Below are 16,245 nucleotides of genomic sequence, written 5' to 3'. Positions count from 1 at the left end.
CCTAGAATTAGAACATTCCAGGCATATTTAACCCTTTCGTGAATTGTCCCATCGTATCATTTGTTTTATCATCAATTTGCTTTAATACATCATTCGTTGCTGCTAGGATAAGGTCTTGTAGCATTTCTGCGTCATCTGGATCGATCACTTCTTCTTTTATTTGTACATCGGTTATTTCCTTTTTACCATTAGCAACAACCGTCACCATACCACCTCCGGCAGATGCTTCGAATGTCATCTCATGCAGTTCATCCTGAGCTTTCATCATTTTCTTTTGCATTTTTTGCATTTGCTTCATCATATTATTCATATTTCCCTTCATGGAAAATACCTCCTTTTAAAAGTGTAATCAAATTAATCGTGAATTTCTATTATATCATCACCAAAAAGTTTCTGTGCTTCTGTCACAACTGGATCTTCAGTCATTTCTTCTTTGGCGGATGTTTTTTCTTGTTTGGCAACATACTCATTGCGAAGTTCAACCCAATCCTTCTCTGGGATCGGAATAATGGTCAACGTTTTTCCTAATACAGAAGTCAAAACGGATTCCACCGTTTCCTGATTATCTAAAAACAATGAACAGTGAATCTCATATTTAAACGCTACGATAAGCGCTTGGTCGGATGCTGCTGCGGGTTTACTATCCTGAATCGTAGCATGTGCAGGAGCGCTTGCCTTTTTCAATTGCCCTAAAAATGTTCCCCATTGGGAGTGAACTTGCTTTAAGGCTGATTTTTCTGCTTCACTCAACACATGTCGAATCCGCTCGTAAGGTATTTTATACGTGTTTTTTGCAGACCGATTAGGTGCTTTTCTGCTTTCACGCTGTGATGCTGGCTGTGTTGGTATGACTGGATTTTCCTTCAGCAGCTTGATTTCCTTTTCCAGCTTGCCAACTTGTGAAGAAAGTCTTGTAATCGTATCTGAATCTGCCAAGGAATTATTGTTTTCCACTTGTTCCTGTATACCATTGGCTATCGTTAAAATAGCAATTTCAATATAAACTTTTGGGCTATTCGTCCATTTTATTTCCTGTTGACACTGATTTAATTGTCTCATTGCTTCCTGTATCCATTGGTTTGGTACAGTATCTGCTAACACTTGAAAAGGCTCATCCACCCTCGCTCGTTCCAATAATCCTTCCAATGTTGGAGCACTCTTGTATAACAGCAAATCACGCAAGAAATAAATCATATCATAAACGAAGCGAGCAGGATCTTTTCCTTTTTGAATTAATTCATTCAATTCCATTACCGCTTGCTGGACATTTTTTTCATACATATGACGAATAATATTCGTTAATGTGTGTTGGGAGACCCCACCAGTAACAGCTAAAACATCCTCCAGTTCTACGGATTCATCACTGTAGGAGATAGCTTGATCAAGAATACTTAACGCATCACGCATCCCACCTTCAGCAGCCAATGCTACGGTGTCTAAAGCTTCCTTAGATACAGTAACCCCTTCTGCTTCCACAATCGTTTGTAATCGATTGATAATAGAAGTGTTGGAGATCGGCTTAAAATCAAACCGCTGGCATCTGGATAAAATGGTTAGTGGGATTTTATGTGGTTCCGTTGTCGCCAAAATAAATACTACATGGCTTGGTGGTTCTTCCAGCGTTTTCAGTAAGGCGTTAAAAGCATTTACCGATATCATGTGTACCTCATCAATGATATATACTTTGTAAGGTACCTGGCTGGAAGCGTATTTTACATTTTCTCTAATCTCTCTTATATCCTCTACGCTTGTATTGGAAGCAGCGTCAATCTCAATGACATCGGAAATCGATCCATTCTGAATTCCTTTACATGCAGCGCATTGATTACACGGCTCCCTAACTGGGGAACGTTCACAGTTGATTGTTTTGGCAAAAATCTTCGCAGCACTCGTTTTTCCTGTTCCTCTTGGTCCAGAGAATAAATAAGCATGAGAGAATTTCTCCTGTGCAATCGCATTCTGCAATGTTCGAGTAATATGGGCTTGCCCAACGACATCGGCAAAAACCGTCGGACGCCAAACGCGATATAAAGCCTGATAGCTCATGATATGATTCTCCTTTAAAATCTCTTTCTAATTATACTCTATTTATGGGGGAAATGTGAACCATAGCGATACATAAAGTGGAACTTCCAATGACAGAAGGTCTATTCCCCCGAATGGTCAAATGAACAGAACTTGGGTGGAGTTGCTTTTTCCCCACACGTTACTTTAATTTAAAGATGGGAATTGGAGGCTTACTATCAGTTTCTGACAGCATAAAGTTCATTGATTTAGTAGAAGCTTCTAGAAATGAATATGCTTCATTCCGATTTTTCCTTTATAATATGTATATATATTTAAGTGATTCAGGCTTTTAAGAAATGATCAAAGGATTCTTCTTTTAACCTTGATTGCTACAAATAAAGCTTGTGTAATAGATATAAGGAAACAAATCAGTCGTTCATTTGGTTCTCTATATCCATTGGACAGCTTTTATATTTCACTAAAAAGGGGTTTTGTATATGAGTCTTTTAGGAGAAATCTTAACGCATAACCAAGATTTTGTAGAAAAAAAAGAGTATGAAAGCTATCAAAGCAGTAAGTTCCCCAATAAGCATGTCCTGATTCTTTCCTGCATGGATACTAGACTTGTGGAACTATTGCCAAAAGCGATGAATATCTCTAATGGAGATGCAAAAATTCTTAAAACAGCAGGAGCGCTTGTTTCCCATCCGTTTGGAAGTATTATGCGCAGTATTTTAGTCGGTGTCTATGAGCTTGAAGTAGATGAGATTTACGTTGTTGGTCATCATGATTGTGGTATGGCTAGCGTAAAAGCAGAGCAAACGTTAGAAAAAGTAAAGCATCGAGGCATCTCTCAAGAAACGTTGGATACGCTGCAGTATTCAGGGGTTGATTTTAACCGTTTTTTTAAAGGCTTTGATAGTGTAGAAGACAGTGTTAGACATAGCGTCTCTACGATTGGAAATCATCCGTTAATGCCTGGTACAGTACCTGTTCATGGTCTCGTGATGGATCCTGAAACAGGTAAACTTGATCTTGTTGTCGACGGCTATAAGAAATAATCTAATGATTATTCAACAGGCTGGGACAAAACTAAAACAGCTGATTAAAAAACGAACAATAAATCGTACTTGTATATACGCAAGTTTTTAGTGTAGTCAACATATGTAGACTCCTGCGGGAATAGCTCGAGCTGAAGATCCCGCAGGAAAGCGATCTTTGCTTTCCGAGGAAGCTGAGGCCGTGCCCGCGGAAAGCGAAATATGTTGACGTAGCGAGGATAGGAATTTTTTAACACAAACAAACCGAACAATTATAAATGAATTGTTCGGTTTTTGCTATTTAGTATTTGCTTATGTCCCAGCCTCTTTATTTTTTATAGAATGTCACAAAGGAAAAATAATTGCCGATTGATCGTTATGACTCTATATTATAGTTTATTATTTAAATATTTAAGTTTCAACCACAAGTTCACCAAACTATGGTTTATAGTTTCTAAATCCTTTTCAATTCGTTTTCTCTACTTCATATCGAACTGAATAACCCTAATATATAGTATGATCAATCTATCATTCACAGTTAGGAAGTGTAACGATGATAAAAAACAATGTAGTATTAAACTAGCTAAGAGTCAGTTTAACTCACGTATTCAAGCGTTGCTCGAGTGAATTGGACTGTAATAGCGAGCGACACACCGCATAATGATGGCAGATGACCAATTAGCTTGCACTTTATCTTGGGGATGATACCAGTTATAAAGCCACATCACTTAATAACAGCTATTTATTTAACCACCACTATGAACCATCAAGCTTAGCAAAAACTTTCAATGTTAAGGGTAACGTGACTATGATCAGAGAATAAGTTCCGACAATACTACTGTATATTGGAAAAAATAAACAGAAATTTTACCTTACGGAGATCGTGTCGTGAACATGAAAAACGGACAATTAGAAGAGATGGATGCAAACATATTTGCCACAAACTATTTTTTATAAGCTCATTAAAATGGTTCCATAAGAAAACAAGAGCTAATTCTTTCTGCAAAGCTATTGTGTTTCTTATAGTATTAGAAAAGCTCTATCCAATGTTGGACAGAGCTTTTTGTAGCCGTTATGTATACCGTGCACCCATCATCGATACGGTGACCCTATGCGTTACTCAAGTTCATGGCTCGGCTTAGGCTTCCCCGCGGCACACAGAAATGACCACTTACTGCTGCTTCCTTCCGGACCTGACAGGGTTCATGGGTTTCTGTTGCGCAGGACCTAAGCGTCAACACCAATCCCTTGAGGCAGACCATAAAGTCATCGTACCTCAGACGGGAATTCGGCCTCGCTATAGCGGATTGCGAGTATAGGGCACCGCTACCTCCCCGCTTAGCACGGTACTAACCATTATAACGAGAATACGAGCAAATTGCAATAGAAGATGATGGAAAGATAGTAACCGAATTTGTTCAAAAGGACGCTTAATGAGAAAACGTAATTGCTAAAATTTATGGAACGCATACTAAAACTTCTAATCCTCTTTTTGATGCAACTTCTTTCGCTCGCGAAGCCTTTTAAAAAAATCCTTTAATAAATTGGCACATTCTTCTTCCAATACGCCTGCAGTCACATCAACCTGATGATTAAATCGTGCATCATCTAGTAAATTAAACAGTGTGCCAGCACAGCCAGCTTTCGGATCATATGCACCGTAGACTACCCGTTTTATTCGTGATTGTACTATCGCACCTGCACACATCGGGCATGGCTCTAACGTAACATACAACGTACAATCCTCTAAGCGCCAGCTGCCAATCTTTTCATTCGCTTGTTGAATGGCAAGTAGTTCTGCGTGTGCTAATGTACTTTGGGTCGTTTCACGTAAGTTATGCGCAGTGGCGATCACTTCATTATCATACGCAATAAGAGCCCCAATCGGAACCTCCCCTTGCTCTGCTGCTTGTTTTGCCTCTTGAATAGCAATTTTCATCATATGTTCATCCATCAAAGGTATCCCAACATTTCATTTTAGTTTGAAAAATAGAGAATCGGTAATAATACATAAAAGCACTTTTGGAAAAGCAAAGATGTTATTAGAACCTTTTGTTTATTCACTTTTCCGTAACAATTGCGCATACTGAAGAAAGGAGCAACTATAGTGAACGTACCTTTAAACGATAGCGCTGTTTTGTTTGTAGATATTATTAATGATTTTAACTTTTCTGGCGGGAAGGAATTAGAAGCGAATACGAAACAAATCCTTCCAAATCTAATTAAATTACGTAACTTTGCAAAAGAAAAGAAGCTTCCAATCATTTATGTTAATGATCATTACGGACTTTGGCAAGCAGACTTTCGGAAAATCACCGATTATTGCTATAACGATAGAAGTAAAAATATCATTGAAAAGTTAGAGCCAGATGACGATGATTATTTTTTAATTAAACCACAGCATTCTGCTTTTTTTCAAACTCCTTTACAAGCATTGTTAACAGAGCTTGGGAAAAAACGTCTCATTATGGCAGGTATCGCTGGAGATATCTGCATTCTATTCACGGCTAAAGACGCTTATATGTATGGTTATAGCATGTATATACCAGAAAATTGTATGGCTTCAGAAGGAAAGGATAACAATGACTATGCTTTATATTTATTACATGCTGTCATGAAAGCAGATACTACAGCAATATAATTGACATATCCAAGCTCCCCTCCTCATAAAATAAAAGTAGCAAAACTTTGAAAGGAGGGAGTTTGTTTGCAAATCCACGTCGTTACTGCTGGAGATACGTTGTTTGAAATTGCTACTACATACAGTACATCGACCCAAGCAATAATCAACGCCAATGAGCTGGATGCGCCTAATAATCTTGTGGTCGGTCAAGCTTTGGTTATTCCTATCATTGGACAGTTTTATTTTGTCCAGCCTGGTGACAGCTTGTTTTCAATTGCACAACAATTTGGGATATCCTATGAAATGCTGGCACAAATTAATCGTATTCCTCCAGGAAATGTTTTACCCGTAGGATTTCGGCTTTATATACCACCAGCTCCTAAGGTTCCCATAACGACAAATGCTTATATTGAGCCTACCGGCGATACCGTTTCGGAAACGCTTAAAAACTCAGCCCGAAAAGCAGCACCTTATTTAACCTATTTAGCCATCTTTAGCTATCGAGTAGGTCGAGATGGTAGCTTAACGCCACCACCGTTAAATGGGCTTGCAGAAATTGCAGAGCAGAATAATACAGCAAAAATGCTCGTCGTAACCAACCTCGAGGGAGGAGAATTCAGTCAGGAACTCGGTCATATTATTGTAACTGTACAAAGCGTACAAAATACACTACTTGATAATATTATTAATACCGCAACCACTGGCGGATATACGGATGTTCATTTTGATTTTGAATTTTTGCCGGGTGGAGATCGTGAAGCATATAATGCATTTTTACGTAAGGCAAAGGAACGACTCTCCCAAGCAGGATTACTAATGTCAACTGCATTAGCACCAAAAACACGTGCCGACCAGCCAGGTCAGTGGTATGAAGCACATGATTATGCTGTGCATGGGGAAGTTGCTGACTTTGTTGTCTTAATGACCTACGAGTGGGGCTATAGCTATGGTCCACCATTAGCGGTTTCCCCTATTGATGAAGTACGAAAAGTAGTGGATTATGCACTCACAGAAATGCCTGCGGACAAAATTTTATTAGGGCAAAATCTGTATGGTTATGATTGGACATTGCCTTATGCAGCCGATGATGGAGAGCCTGCACAAGCTATTAGTCCGCAACGAGCAATTGCTATTGCTCGGGAAAATAATGCAGAAATTATGTTTGATCAAGGAGCACAGGCACCGTTTTTCACCTATACAGATAACACAGGAACGAGACATGAAGTTTGGTTTGAGGATGCAAGATCAATTCAGGCAAAGTTTAATTTAATTAAAGAATTAGGCTTGTTAGGCATTTCTTATTGGAAGCTAGGGCTCGCCTTCCCGCAAAATTGGTTATTATTACAAGATCAGTTTACCATTACGAAGCTAGAATAATACCATATTGCCGTATCTTTTTATTGATTAACTTGCTTCTTGCAACTCCAAGCAACTCCAAGTCAATCCAGATTACAGCGATTACACTTAAAGCAATATTACGTTTCTTCCTTTTGCCATTATTTTCAGCAATTTTCCTCGGCTTTATTTTCTGCCTTATTAGTCAAAAAAATAAGTCCTCTACAACCAGAGGACTTATTTTTTATGCTTATTTATCCTAAATGCAAAGTAGACCGCAATACTCCTGATTCAAGTGTTGAGGAAGAAGTTAAAGCGGGAGATATAGGACATCTAAATTCACGATTCGTGGATCTGTAAGATGTCGATCTCTAGGGGCATTGCAACAGGATTTTGAATACATCACCCGTAAAAATAGCGCATTCCTTTTTTTAGAGAAGCCTAAAGATTTAGCCTTTGTTATACTTCAATCAGTGCGGGACGAAAGAGCCCCGACGCTAATTGAAGGTTCAATTTATTTCAATACATTTAAAGCTTCTCGATTAAAAGCAGGAATATCATCCGGCTCGCGGCTTGTCACTAATTGGTTTTGACAAACAACCACTTCTTCGTCTACTACATGAGCACCAGCATATTCCATGTCTACTTGAATCGACTTAAACCCAGTTGCTTTTCTTCCTTCTAACGTTTTTGCTGTAATTAACAATTGTGGACCGTGACAGATTGCAAATACGGGTTTCTTTTCATCCATAAAATGCTTCGCAAATGTCACAAAACGTTCATCTGCACGTAACATATCTGGAGAAAACCCACCTGGGATAAATAGCGCATCAAAATCACTTGGATTTACATCGTCAATACCATAATCAATCGTAACCGTAGCATCATTGTTTTTTCCGGTTACTTGCTTTCCTTTTTCTTTTTCAATAGTAATCACTTCATGACCAGCGTCTTGAAATGCTTTCGCTGGATTTGTGTACTCTACATCTTCAAACATATCTGTAAGGACGGTTGCGATTCTTTTACCCATCTATCGATTCCTCCCTTAATCATTGTACACAATTATGTATTCCCACATAGAACAAGTTTAAACATCAGATGCCCATCAGTTTTCGCAGCTCTTGCTCATTATTAATTAAATCTTTTAATGTATATTCATCAAGCACTTGAAAAAAAGCCATTAATGCTTTGTTAAGCACATGCTTTAACGTACACGCTGGAGAAATAATACAGTGATTCGTTTCCTTGTTGAAACACTCCAATAATACAAAATCATTTTCCAATATGCGCACAAGTTGACCTACATTAATTTCTTCTGCTGGCTTCGCTAAACGAATACCCCCATTCCTACCACGAATGGATTCAATGAGCTCCAGCTTTGTTAAGTTGTGAACGACTTTTCGTAAATGCTCTTGTGATATATGAAAAACAGTAGATATCTCCTTTATAGTTGCTAATTCCTGTTCCGATTTCATTCCAGTCAAAATTAAAACTCTTAATGAATAGTCGGTGTATTTTTTTAGATTCATGATTTCACCTACTAAATAATAGTTTTTGTTTTTCACAATATTGTAACACAAAAATAGTGAAAGTGGTTTTATATCATTTTTCTTCATTATACAATAAAGATGTATTTTAAATACATCTTTATTGTATGGGAGGAGTTTTATTATGAAAACAAAAGCAACAACGACTCAGTTAGACGAACAAAGTAAACAACTGATTAAGGCTACGATTCCAATATTACAAGAACAAGGGACTGCAATTACAAAACGATTCTATCAATTAATGTTAGGTGACCACCCCGAGTTAAATCACCTTTTTAATCAAACAAACCAACGACGAGGTGATCAACCTGCCGCATTAGCAAATACAGTATATGCTGCTGCTGCAAATATTGATCAATTAGAAAAAATTGTACCTCATGTTTATCAAATTGCACATAAGCATAGAAGTTTAAATGTTAGACCGGACCAATACCCAATTGTTGGTAAATACCTACTGTTAGCGATGAAAGATGTACTGGGGGAAACAGCTAGCGATGATATTATCGCTGCATGGGAAAAGGCATACGGAATCATTGCGGATCTATTTATTCAAGCAGAAAAAAAGCTATATGAAAAAACAGAAAAGCAATCTGGCGGTTGGGCAGGGTTTCGCAACTTTAAAGTCACTCAAAAAATAAAAGAAAGTGATGTCATTACATCATTTTATTTACAGCCTGAAGATGGTCTAGCAATTCCCGATTTCTCACCAGGACAATATATAACGATTAAAGCGGAGATTCCAAGCGAACCTTATACACATCTTCGCCAATACAGCTTATCTACGTCCCCTGGAAAGGACTATTATCGAATTAGCGTAAAACGTGAAGCAGGTGATTCACAGACACCAAAAGGAATCGTCTCTAATTTCTTACATGATTTCGTTCAAGAAGGAAGTATCTTACCAGTTAGTGCCCCTGCTGGAGATTTCACCTTGGATTTAAACGACAACAGACCGCTCATTTTAATTAGTGGCGGGGTAGGAGTAACACCAATGATGAGCATGCTGGAAACGGTGATCCAAGAACAACCGGCTAGAGAAGTTGTGTTTATACATGCTGCGAAAGCTGGTAATTTCCATGCGTTGAAAGATCGAGTTCAAGCCATCAGTAACGAATACGATCATGTTTCAAGCTACACGTTGTATAGTGAACCTGAAAAAGAAGATAGATGTGATGTAAGTGGTTATATTAGTTACGAATGGTTACGCACCATTCTTCCTGCTACAAATGCTGCCTTTTATTTCTGTGGCCCAAAAGGCTTTATGAACAAGACGTACCTTATTCTGAAACAGTTGCACGTTGCAAATACTGATATGCATTACGAAATTTTCGGTCCGGCTGCAGATATTACAGCATCCTAAGAAGGATGAAGTTAACTCGCCGCCTTGCTCTATTCCAGTTTTAAAATCCTATGCAGTTAGAAGATCATATGAAATAGCCCCTACATGATTTAGTAAAAAGGATTGAATCTGAATACCTCATTAATGGATGTACAACCATCCGTTATTTTGCTATTTTTTCGGTAAAAGATTGGTTACTTAGCGATAAAAAGCTAATACCGAAAATTACTAACAAGTATTGATTAAGAACAGGGCGAAATCATTTTAATACAAGAAAGGACATAAAATTTTATACGAGTAATCGGTTATCCTTCATTTGTGTTGTGAATTTAGGCCACGATCATAAAAATCGCTCTACTTTGTGTTTTCTTAAGCATACATGTAACTATATGAACAGTTGTTCTTGTAATCATATCATCGAGCAACGATGTTTTGTTTTGACATTAAAAAGTAATAAATTATTATCCAATTGATTTAGTCTCAGAAAGAACATTAAGCGGATTTCTGCTAGCAATAGAAACCAACTCTAAAAATAAGTAGAGGGGTGCATAACCCCACTACTTACATTTATGTTTTCTTAAGTACCACTTGCACGACATGGCACAATCCTGAATGTCTCGTTCCTTCATGTCTTTCTGCTTCACCATAATAAAAGTGAATCCATTTATGACCATCCAGCCAATTCAACAAATCAGTTGGCCGATATAACATGGTTTTGTCCTTTGGTCCGCCGGTTTGATATTCCAGTTGATCCTCTGAATATACTTCTAACATAAGATAGCCACCAGTCTTGAGTGACTGTAGCATATTATCCATTAAAAAATGCTGCTGTTCTCTAGGAACATGACCAAACACCATGATAGCAGCATCATATTTGTTTTTAACTACGTTTTCCTTGGTAAGATCTTTTTGGACAGTCTTTACGGATACGCCGTTTTCATGAGCTAATTGACTTGTTTTGTCAAGCCCCACAGTTGATTGATCATATGCCGTTACATAATGGCCACATTCCGCTAAGTATACCGCATTTCGTCCTTCTCCTTCAGCAAAACAGGCTACAGCTGATTCTGCTAGCATTAGTTGACTCATAGACTGGATAAAATCATTGGCTGTTTTACCATACACAAACTTGTTATCGGAAAAACTCTCATCCCAAAATTCCTTTGACATCATTTCATCTCCTTGCTGATTGTATTCTACGTCCTCATGTTTTAAATAATTAAGTCGTTAAAAACAATCTACCGATGGAATGCTTGCTGAGCCAATTTTTATGGGCTTTTGATTGCCCTCTTTAAATACCCCCATATGTAATGTAACAGATAATACTAATAGATAAAATGATTTGAACTTATAAATGAGAGCGAATGACAAAATTATATTCTTTATTTAGCCTTTTAAGACTAGGGCTCGATTTAAATAACGCCTACTATATATAATGAATCTTTACTTTATTCCAAATTAATTGCCAATTCTTCTCACTGACCCGGTCACGATATATCTTCATCCTTTCCTCTGTTTGCAAAAAATACGTTGTTGGTCTTACTTCTAATTGAATTGCATCTTTTATCCCATGAGGGGCAGTTAAAATAACCTTTTCGTTCTGATCTAACCGTACTCCTAGTGCTGTTGCAGTTTCAGGAAATTTTGAAATAGCGTCCTCCGAGGAAGTATATGGAGGCACATGGTTTCTGTTATGCATTCTCGCTTGATTTTTTACTGACCAAGGAACAGGAGATAAAATCTGATGTAACTCTTTCTCTAATTGTTTATCTCTCTCTTCTTCCATGCTTTTCTTATCAAAATAAATGACATCAATATCAGGAAGAGGAGTTTTTAAACCATGTAGTGTATCCCATATTTTTCCCCTAACAAAACCAGCACATATCCACCAATCTGGTAAATACATGGACCTAACTGCTTTCAGTAGCGCCATCATATCAGCATCTTCTTGAATGATTTTTACAATATCTTGTTCGATTGCTACCATTTTTCTTCACCTTCTACTCAAAATTCTCCTATAATTATGTTGTTCTCGATACGTACACTAACAAATTCCTTTATATACCGTAAAAGAATTCTCTCGAACAAAGGCGCAAGCGCCCGTTTAGCAACGTAGCGAATGGAACGAATCAACTGAGATAAAGGAATCACGGTGAGGTAACGAACCGATGATGACTTATCGTAGGGCGATTTCGTGAAGTCGCCTAGTTGCTGGGCGCTGAAGCCGGACGTGGCTATTCAGTTATTCCCTTATCCCAAAGCAACAAATTTTATACTTTCTTATCTTAGAACAAAGGCGCGGGGCGCCCGTTTAGCAACGTAGCGAATGGAACGAATCAACTAAAGATAAAGGAATCACGGTGAGGTAACGAACCGATGATGACTTATCGTAGGGCGCATTTCTAAAGTCGCATCGTTGCTGGGCTCATGCGCTGGACGTGGCTATTCAGTTATTTCGTTATCCACAAGCACCTAATTTTATACTTCTTATCGTTTTAAAAAACAACCTAAACTTTTTGCCTTATGTACTTTCAACGTGTTATCTTATTGGGCTTACAGTCTTTCTAAATTAAAAAAGAATAGCTATCAACCAGTCTTCGTGCCATTTAACCCACTTGTAAGGTCCCGCTTTCAGAGCTTTCAGAAGCCTGGAAGCGACACAATGAAGTTTAAGTCGGAGATAACGACTACTAAATTCCCGATTCGTTTAAATATCTTTAAGGTAACACCCTTGATGTACAAACATTCAGTAGGAGATGAAAAACTCCTACTGAATGAAGCTTCCATTTATTCTTCTAATGTAGATGTATCACCCGTAGGTAATCCTAGTTCCCAAGACTTTAATAGTCGGCGCATGATCTTTCCACTCCGTGTTTTTGGAATAGTATCTCTTACTTCTAACTCTCTAGGTGCTGCATGGGCACTTAATCCGGTTTTTACAAATTGTCTTATTTCATCTCGTAATGCTTCCGAGTCCTCGTATCCATCATTTAACGTAATAAATGCTTTAATGATTTCTCCCCGTTCTGGATGTGGCTTACCAATTACACCAGCTTCTGCAACAGCAGGATGCTCGATAAGTTTGCTTTCCACTTCAAACGGACCAACTCGTTCCCCTGATGTATTAATGACGTCATCTAAACGTCCCTGGAACCAAAAATAACCATCTTCATCTTTATAAGCGCTATCACCTGATACGTACCATCCATGGATAAAGTAGCTTTCATATTTTCCATGATTATTCCAGACTGTACGCATCATCGAGGGCCATCCTTTTTTAATAGCTAAATTCCCCATTTGATACGGGGGTAATTCATTTCCTTCATTGTCAATAATCGTTGCTTCAATGCCTGGAATTGGTTTACCCATGGAACCAGGCCGTATTTCCAAGCAGGGAAGATTGACAATCAATTGTGCTCCCGTTTCTGTCATCCACCATGTATCATGAATGCGAAGTTCAAAAGCCTTCAATCCCCACGTAATAACTTCTGGATTCAAAGGCTCACCAACACTTAGGATATGGCGTAATGCAGAAAGATCGTATTTTTCAACCGTTTCTTTCCCTGCACTAACCAACTTACGTAATGCGGTTGGTGCTGTATACCAAACTGTAACGCTATATTTTCCAAGTGTATGATACCAATCATCAGGCGAAAATCTTCCCCCACGGACGACATTCGTCACGCCATGGAGCCAAGGTGCAAAAATTCCATAGCTGGTACCTGTTACCCAACCAGGATCAGCGGTACACCAATAAATGTCATTTTTCTTTAAATCCAGCACCCAATCGCCTGTTGCATAATGCTGCAGCATCGCATTGTGCACATGGTAAACTCCTTTTGGTTTTCCTGTAGACCCAGAGGTGTAATGAAGCAGCATACCGTCTTCCAAGTCAACCCATTCAATCTCTGTTTCATTGGCGGCTGCTTCCATTTCCACTTTATAATTAATATATTGATCCACCGTTTCTTCATGCTCACCAATAAGAATTATTTTTTCCAATGCGGGCAAATCAGCTTGTGGAACTCGTTTCAATAAATCAGGGGTCGTAATCAGCATTCTTGCCTCACTATCCTGTAAACGGTCTCTAACAGCTTGCTCCATAAAAGCTTCAAATAAAGGTCCAGCAATAGCACCTACCTTTATAATACCGAAGAAAGACGCATAGAATTCAGGGCTTCTCGGCATAAATAAAAACACTCGATCCCCTTTTTTTATTCCATACTTACGTAAAACATTTGCAAACTTATTACTCTCTCTACGCAGGTCGTCAAAGGTTAGCTTCTCTTCTCGATCCGGTGATGAAAATAACAACGCAGTCTGATCTTTTTTATCCGGATTATCAGCGTGACGATCCACTGCCTCAAAAGCCATATTTACCTTGCCTGTTTCAAACCAAGAAAAGTTCGATTTTATACTGTCCCACGAAAATGTTTGTCTCGCTCGTTCATAATCCTTAAGATTATGATTCCCTTCTCTAGCGGGGATCTTCTCCATATCCACGTATCATCACCTCGTATGTTTTAAAATTGGTATCGGTTACATATTCCTGCTGTTTACACCTTATTTAAGCTGATTCATACTTAAACACCATCTAATATGAAAGCAACCAAGAGACATTCTTTTTAAAATTATGTAAACATTTAGGTAACTAGTATCTATTTTAGAACATTTTGTGACATTTTTAAAGTGTTATCTTTATTTTACATCCATACAATAAATGAAAAAGGGAGGCGGGAACCCCATGAACAAAGGCGCAAGCGCCCGTTTAGCAACGTAGCGACTGGAACGAATCAACTAAAGATAAAGGAATCATGTCACTAAAACTGGGGTATGCCGACGTCTGGGCGGCAAGCCCGTTTTTAGTCGGCCTTCCTCTTAGTGACAAACCGATGATGTCTTATCGTAGGGCGCATTTCTAAAGTCGCATAGTTACTGGACGATGGATCCGGATGTGGCTATTCGGTTATTTCGTATCCCCAAGCACCTAATTTTATAGGTTCCTATACAATGAAAAAGGGGCAGGAACCCCATCAAAATAAACACGCCTACGGATAGACGTGTTTTAAAGCTAACATGGTTTAAGCTGATTTTTCCTCCAGCAGATCATTTTTGCGTTTTTCATTTTCTGAAATGATATATGCACACGCCGCATCTCCTGTTATATTTAAGGATGTACGTAACATATCCAATAATCGATCTACTCCAATAATTAAGGCAATTCCATCTACAGGTAAGCCTACTTGTTTTAACACCATCGCTAGCATAATCAATCCTACCCCAGGAACCCCTGCTGTTCCAATACTTGCTAGCGTAGCTGTTAAAACAACCATTAGCATTTGACTTAAGCCTAACGGTTCTGCATAAACTTGCGCAATAAAGACAGTAGCAACTGCTTGCATAATTGCAGTTCCGTCCATATTAATCGTCGCACCCAATGGTTGAACAAAACTACTGATTGATTTTTTTACACCCAGCTTTTCTTGCGCCATCTTCATCGATACTGGTAATGCAGCACTTGAACTAGAAGTACTAAAAGCAACGGACATTGCCGGGAAAAACGATTTATAAAATTTTACTGGGCTTGCCTTTCCTAATGTCTTAATGGCAATGCTGTACGTAATTGCACCATGTAACACTAAGGCTAAAATAACTGCAAACATATACATAAACATCGAACCTAACGCGTCTAATCCAGCTTCTCCCACCGCTGAGGCAATTAAGGCAAACGCACCGTATGGAGCAGTTTTCATAATTGCATTAACAAGGAAGATCAATATTTCATTTGCCTGTTCAAATAAATTGCGTATACCGCTCGTTTTCTTACCAAGCACAGCTAAAGCTACTCCAATAAAAATAGCAAAAACGATTATTTGTAACATGTTTCCTGTAGACATTGCTTCAATTGGATTCTTTGGTATAATTTGGACAATTGTATCCATAATTGGTGGCGCTGCCTCTTCTTCATATGAAGCATCACCTATGTCAAACGTTCCACCTTCACCTGGTTTCAGAACCAATCCTACCCCTAAACCAATAACTAAAGCGATAGCTGTAGTTATTAAGTAAAAGCTAATCGTTTGTATCCCTATTTTTCCTAATTTGGAGGGATCACCCAATCCCACTGTGCCGAGTACAATAGACACAAACACAATTGGTACTACAATCATCATAATTAAATTTAAAAATATTTCTCCAACTGGGTTCAATGCATACGTATCAATCACAGAAAACACATCAGTAGGTGCAAATGTTAAGCCAATACCTACAGCAACACCTAATATTAGGGCAATCAATATTTTCTTTGTAAGACTCATAAGCATCTTCCTTTCCTGTTCTATCTCTGTTAACAGT

At 38.4% G+C, this 16,245-nt stretch carries 13 protein-coding genes and 1 other RNA gene; 4 read left to right on the top strand and 10 right to left on the bottom strand.

The annotated features are described in order from the left end of the window. Positions 1 to 7: 7 nt before the first annotated feature. Both BKP57_RS11035 and dnaX read right to left on the bottom strand, forming a co-directional pair. The gene (locus tag BKP57_RS11035) at positions 8 to 322 is read right to left on the bottom strand and encodes a YbaB/EbfC family nucleoid-associated protein (RefSeq protein ID WP_050350515.1); all 315 of its coding nucleotides are present in this window, start codon (positions 320 to 322) and stop codon (positions 8 to 10) included. A gap of 32 nt (positions 323 to 354) precedes the next feature. Further along, the gene (gene dnaX / locus BKP57_RS11030) at positions 355 to 2,046 is read right to left on the bottom strand and encodes a DNA polymerase III subunit gamma/tau (protein ID WP_072741542.1); all 1,692 of its coding nucleotides are present in this window, start codon (positions 2,044 to 2,046) and stop codon (positions 355 to 357) included. A gap of 458 nt (positions 2,047 to 2,504) precedes the next feature. Between dnaX and BKP57_RS11025 the strand changes: the two genes are divergently transcribed. Further along, positions 2,505 to 3,068 (top strand): beta-class carbonic anhydrase, encoded by a 564-nt coding sequence (locus tag BKP57_RS11025; RefSeq protein WP_050350517.1) that lies wholly within the window; start codon positions 2,505 to 2,507, stop codon positions 3,066 to 3,068. Positions 3,069 to 4,128: 1,060 nt separating this feature from the next. On the opposite strand, the gene ffs is transcribed toward BKP57_RS11025, so the two are convergent. Together ffs and tadA are read right to left on the bottom strand one after the other, a co-directional pair. Then, an RNA gene (gene ffs / locus BKP57_RS11020) (signal recognition particle sRNA large type) lies at positions 4,129 to 4,394 on the bottom strand. Positions 4,395 to 4,527: 133 nt separating this feature from the next. Next, entirely contained in the window at positions 4,528 to 5,001 is a 474-nt protein-coding gene (tadA, locus tag BKP57_RS11015; protein WP_050350518.1) for a tRNA adenosine(34) deaminase TadA, read from the bottom strand. Positions 5,002 to 5,154: 153 nt separating this feature from the next. Here tadA and BKP57_RS11010 point away from each other — a divergent pair, with 153 nt between their 5' ends. Next, positions 5,155 to 5,688 (top strand): cysteine hydrolase family protein, encoded by a 534-nt coding sequence (locus tag BKP57_RS11010; RefSeq protein ID WP_050350519.1) that lies wholly within the window; start codon positions 5,155 to 5,157, stop codon positions 5,686 to 5,688. Between the two features lie 66 nt (positions 5,689 to 5,754). Then, positions 5,755 to 7,047, top strand: a complete 1,293-nt coding sequence (locus tag BKP57_RS11005; RefSeq protein WP_050350520.1) for a glycoside hydrolase family 18 protein — start codon at positions 5,755 to 5,757, stop codon at positions 7,045 to 7,047. A gap of 472 nt (positions 7,048 to 7,519) precedes the next feature. Here BKP57_RS11005 and BKP57_RS11000 read toward each other — a convergent pair whose 3' ends face one another. Together BKP57_RS11000 and BKP57_RS10995 are read right to left on the bottom strand one after the other, a co-directional pair. Continuing rightward, a complete protein-coding gene (locus BKP57_RS11000) occupies positions 7,520 to 8,035 on the bottom strand; it encodes a type 1 glutamine amidotransferase domain-containing protein (protein WP_072741541.1) in 516 nt (171 codons plus the stop codon). A 64-nt stretch (positions 8,036 to 8,099) separates the two neighbouring features. Further along, entirely contained in the window at positions 8,100 to 8,534 is a 435-nt protein-coding gene (locus BKP57_RS10995) for an RrF2 family transcriptional regulator (protein ID WP_050350522.1), read from the bottom strand. A gap of 142 nt (positions 8,535 to 8,676) precedes the next feature. On the opposite strand from BKP57_RS10995, the gene hmpA reads away from it, so the two are divergent. Beyond that, entirely contained in the window at positions 8,677 to 9,912 is a 1,236-nt protein-coding gene (gene hmpA, locus BKP57_RS10990) for an NO-inducible flavohemoprotein (protein ID WP_072741540.1), read from the top strand. Between the two features lie 546 nt (positions 9,913 to 10,458). On the opposite strand, the gene BKP57_RS10985 is transcribed toward hmpA, so the two are convergent. The 4 genes from BKP57_RS10985 to BKP57_RS10970 form a co-directional block, all read right to left on the bottom strand. Further along, on the bottom strand, positions 10,459 to 11,061 hold the full coding sequence (locus tag BKP57_RS10985; protein WP_050350524.1) for a class I SAM-dependent methyltransferase: 603 nt from the start codon (positions 11,059 to 11,061) through the stop codon (positions 10,459 to 10,461). A 256-nt stretch (positions 11,062 to 11,317) separates the two neighbouring features. After that, positions 11,318 to 11,878, bottom strand: a complete 561-nt coding sequence (locus tag BKP57_RS10980; RefSeq protein WP_072741539.1) for a nucleotidyltransferase family protein — start codon at positions 11,876 to 11,878, stop codon at positions 11,318 to 11,320. A gap of 800 nt (positions 11,879 to 12,678) precedes the next feature. Next, positions 12,679 to 14,394 carry an acetate--CoA ligase gene (gene acsA / locus BKP57_RS10975; protein ID WP_050350526.1) on the bottom strand — a complete coding sequence of 572 codons (1,716 nt, stop codon included), beginning with the start codon at positions 14,392 to 14,394 and terminating at the stop codon, positions 12,679 to 12,681. A gap of 578 nt (positions 14,395 to 14,972) precedes the next feature. Next, complete coding sequence (locus BKP57_RS10970) at positions 14,973 to 16,208, bottom strand: dicarboxylate/amino acid:cation symporter (RefSeq protein WP_050350527.1); 1,236 nt, start codon at positions 16,206 to 16,208, stop codon at positions 14,973 to 14,975. Between the last annotated feature and the right edge of the window lie 37 nt (positions 16,209 to 16,245).

This window comes from Virgibacillus sp. 6R (assembly GCF_001895305.1).
GTDB lineage: Bacteria > Bacillota > Bacilli > Bacillales > Amphibacillaceae > Virgibacillus > Virgibacillus pantothenticus.
The sequence above is the reverse complement of the archived record's forward strand: the minus strand, read 5'-3'. Positions and strand labels throughout refer to the sequence as shown.

Bases quoted from the DNA above. Each gene is read 5' to 3' on its own strand.
- BKP57_RS11035 (WP_050350515.1), bottom strand. From the start codon at position 322: ATGAAGGGAAATATGAATAATATGATGAAGCAAATGCAAAAAATGCAA.
- dnaX (WP_072741542.1), bottom strand. From the start codon at position 2,046: ATGAGCTATCAGGCTTTATATCGCGTTTGGCGTCCGACGGTTTTTGCC.
- BKP57_RS11025 (WP_050350517.1), top strand. From the start codon at position 2,505: ATGAGTCTTTTAGGAGAAATCTTAACGCATAACCAAGATTTTGTAGAA.
- tadA (WP_050350518.1), bottom strand. From the start codon at position 5,001: ATGGATGAACATATGATGAAAATTGCTATTCAAGAGGCAAAACAAGCA.
- BKP57_RS11000 (WP_072741541.1), bottom strand. From the start codon at position 8,035: ATGGGTAAAAGAATCGCAACCGTCCTTACAGATATGTTTGAAGATGTA.
- BKP57_RS10995 (WP_050350522.1), bottom strand. From the start codon at position 8,534: ATGAATCTAAAAAAATACACCGACTATTCATTAAGAGTTTTAATTTTG.
- hmpA (WP_072741540.1), top strand. From the start codon at position 8,677: ATGAAAACAAAAGCAACAACGACTCAGTTAGACGAACAAAGTAAACAA.
- BKP57_RS10985 (WP_050350524.1), bottom strand. From the start codon at position 11,061: ATGTCAAAGGAATTTTGGGATGAGAGTTTTTCCGATAACAAGTTTGTG.
- BKP57_RS10980 (WP_072741539.1), bottom strand. From the start codon at position 11,878: ATGGTAGCAATCGAACAAGATATTGTAAAAATCATTCAAGAAGATGCT.
- BKP57_RS10970 (WP_050350527.1), bottom strand. From the start codon at position 16,208: ATGAGTCTTACAAAGAAAATATTGATTGCCCTAATATTAGGTGTTGCT.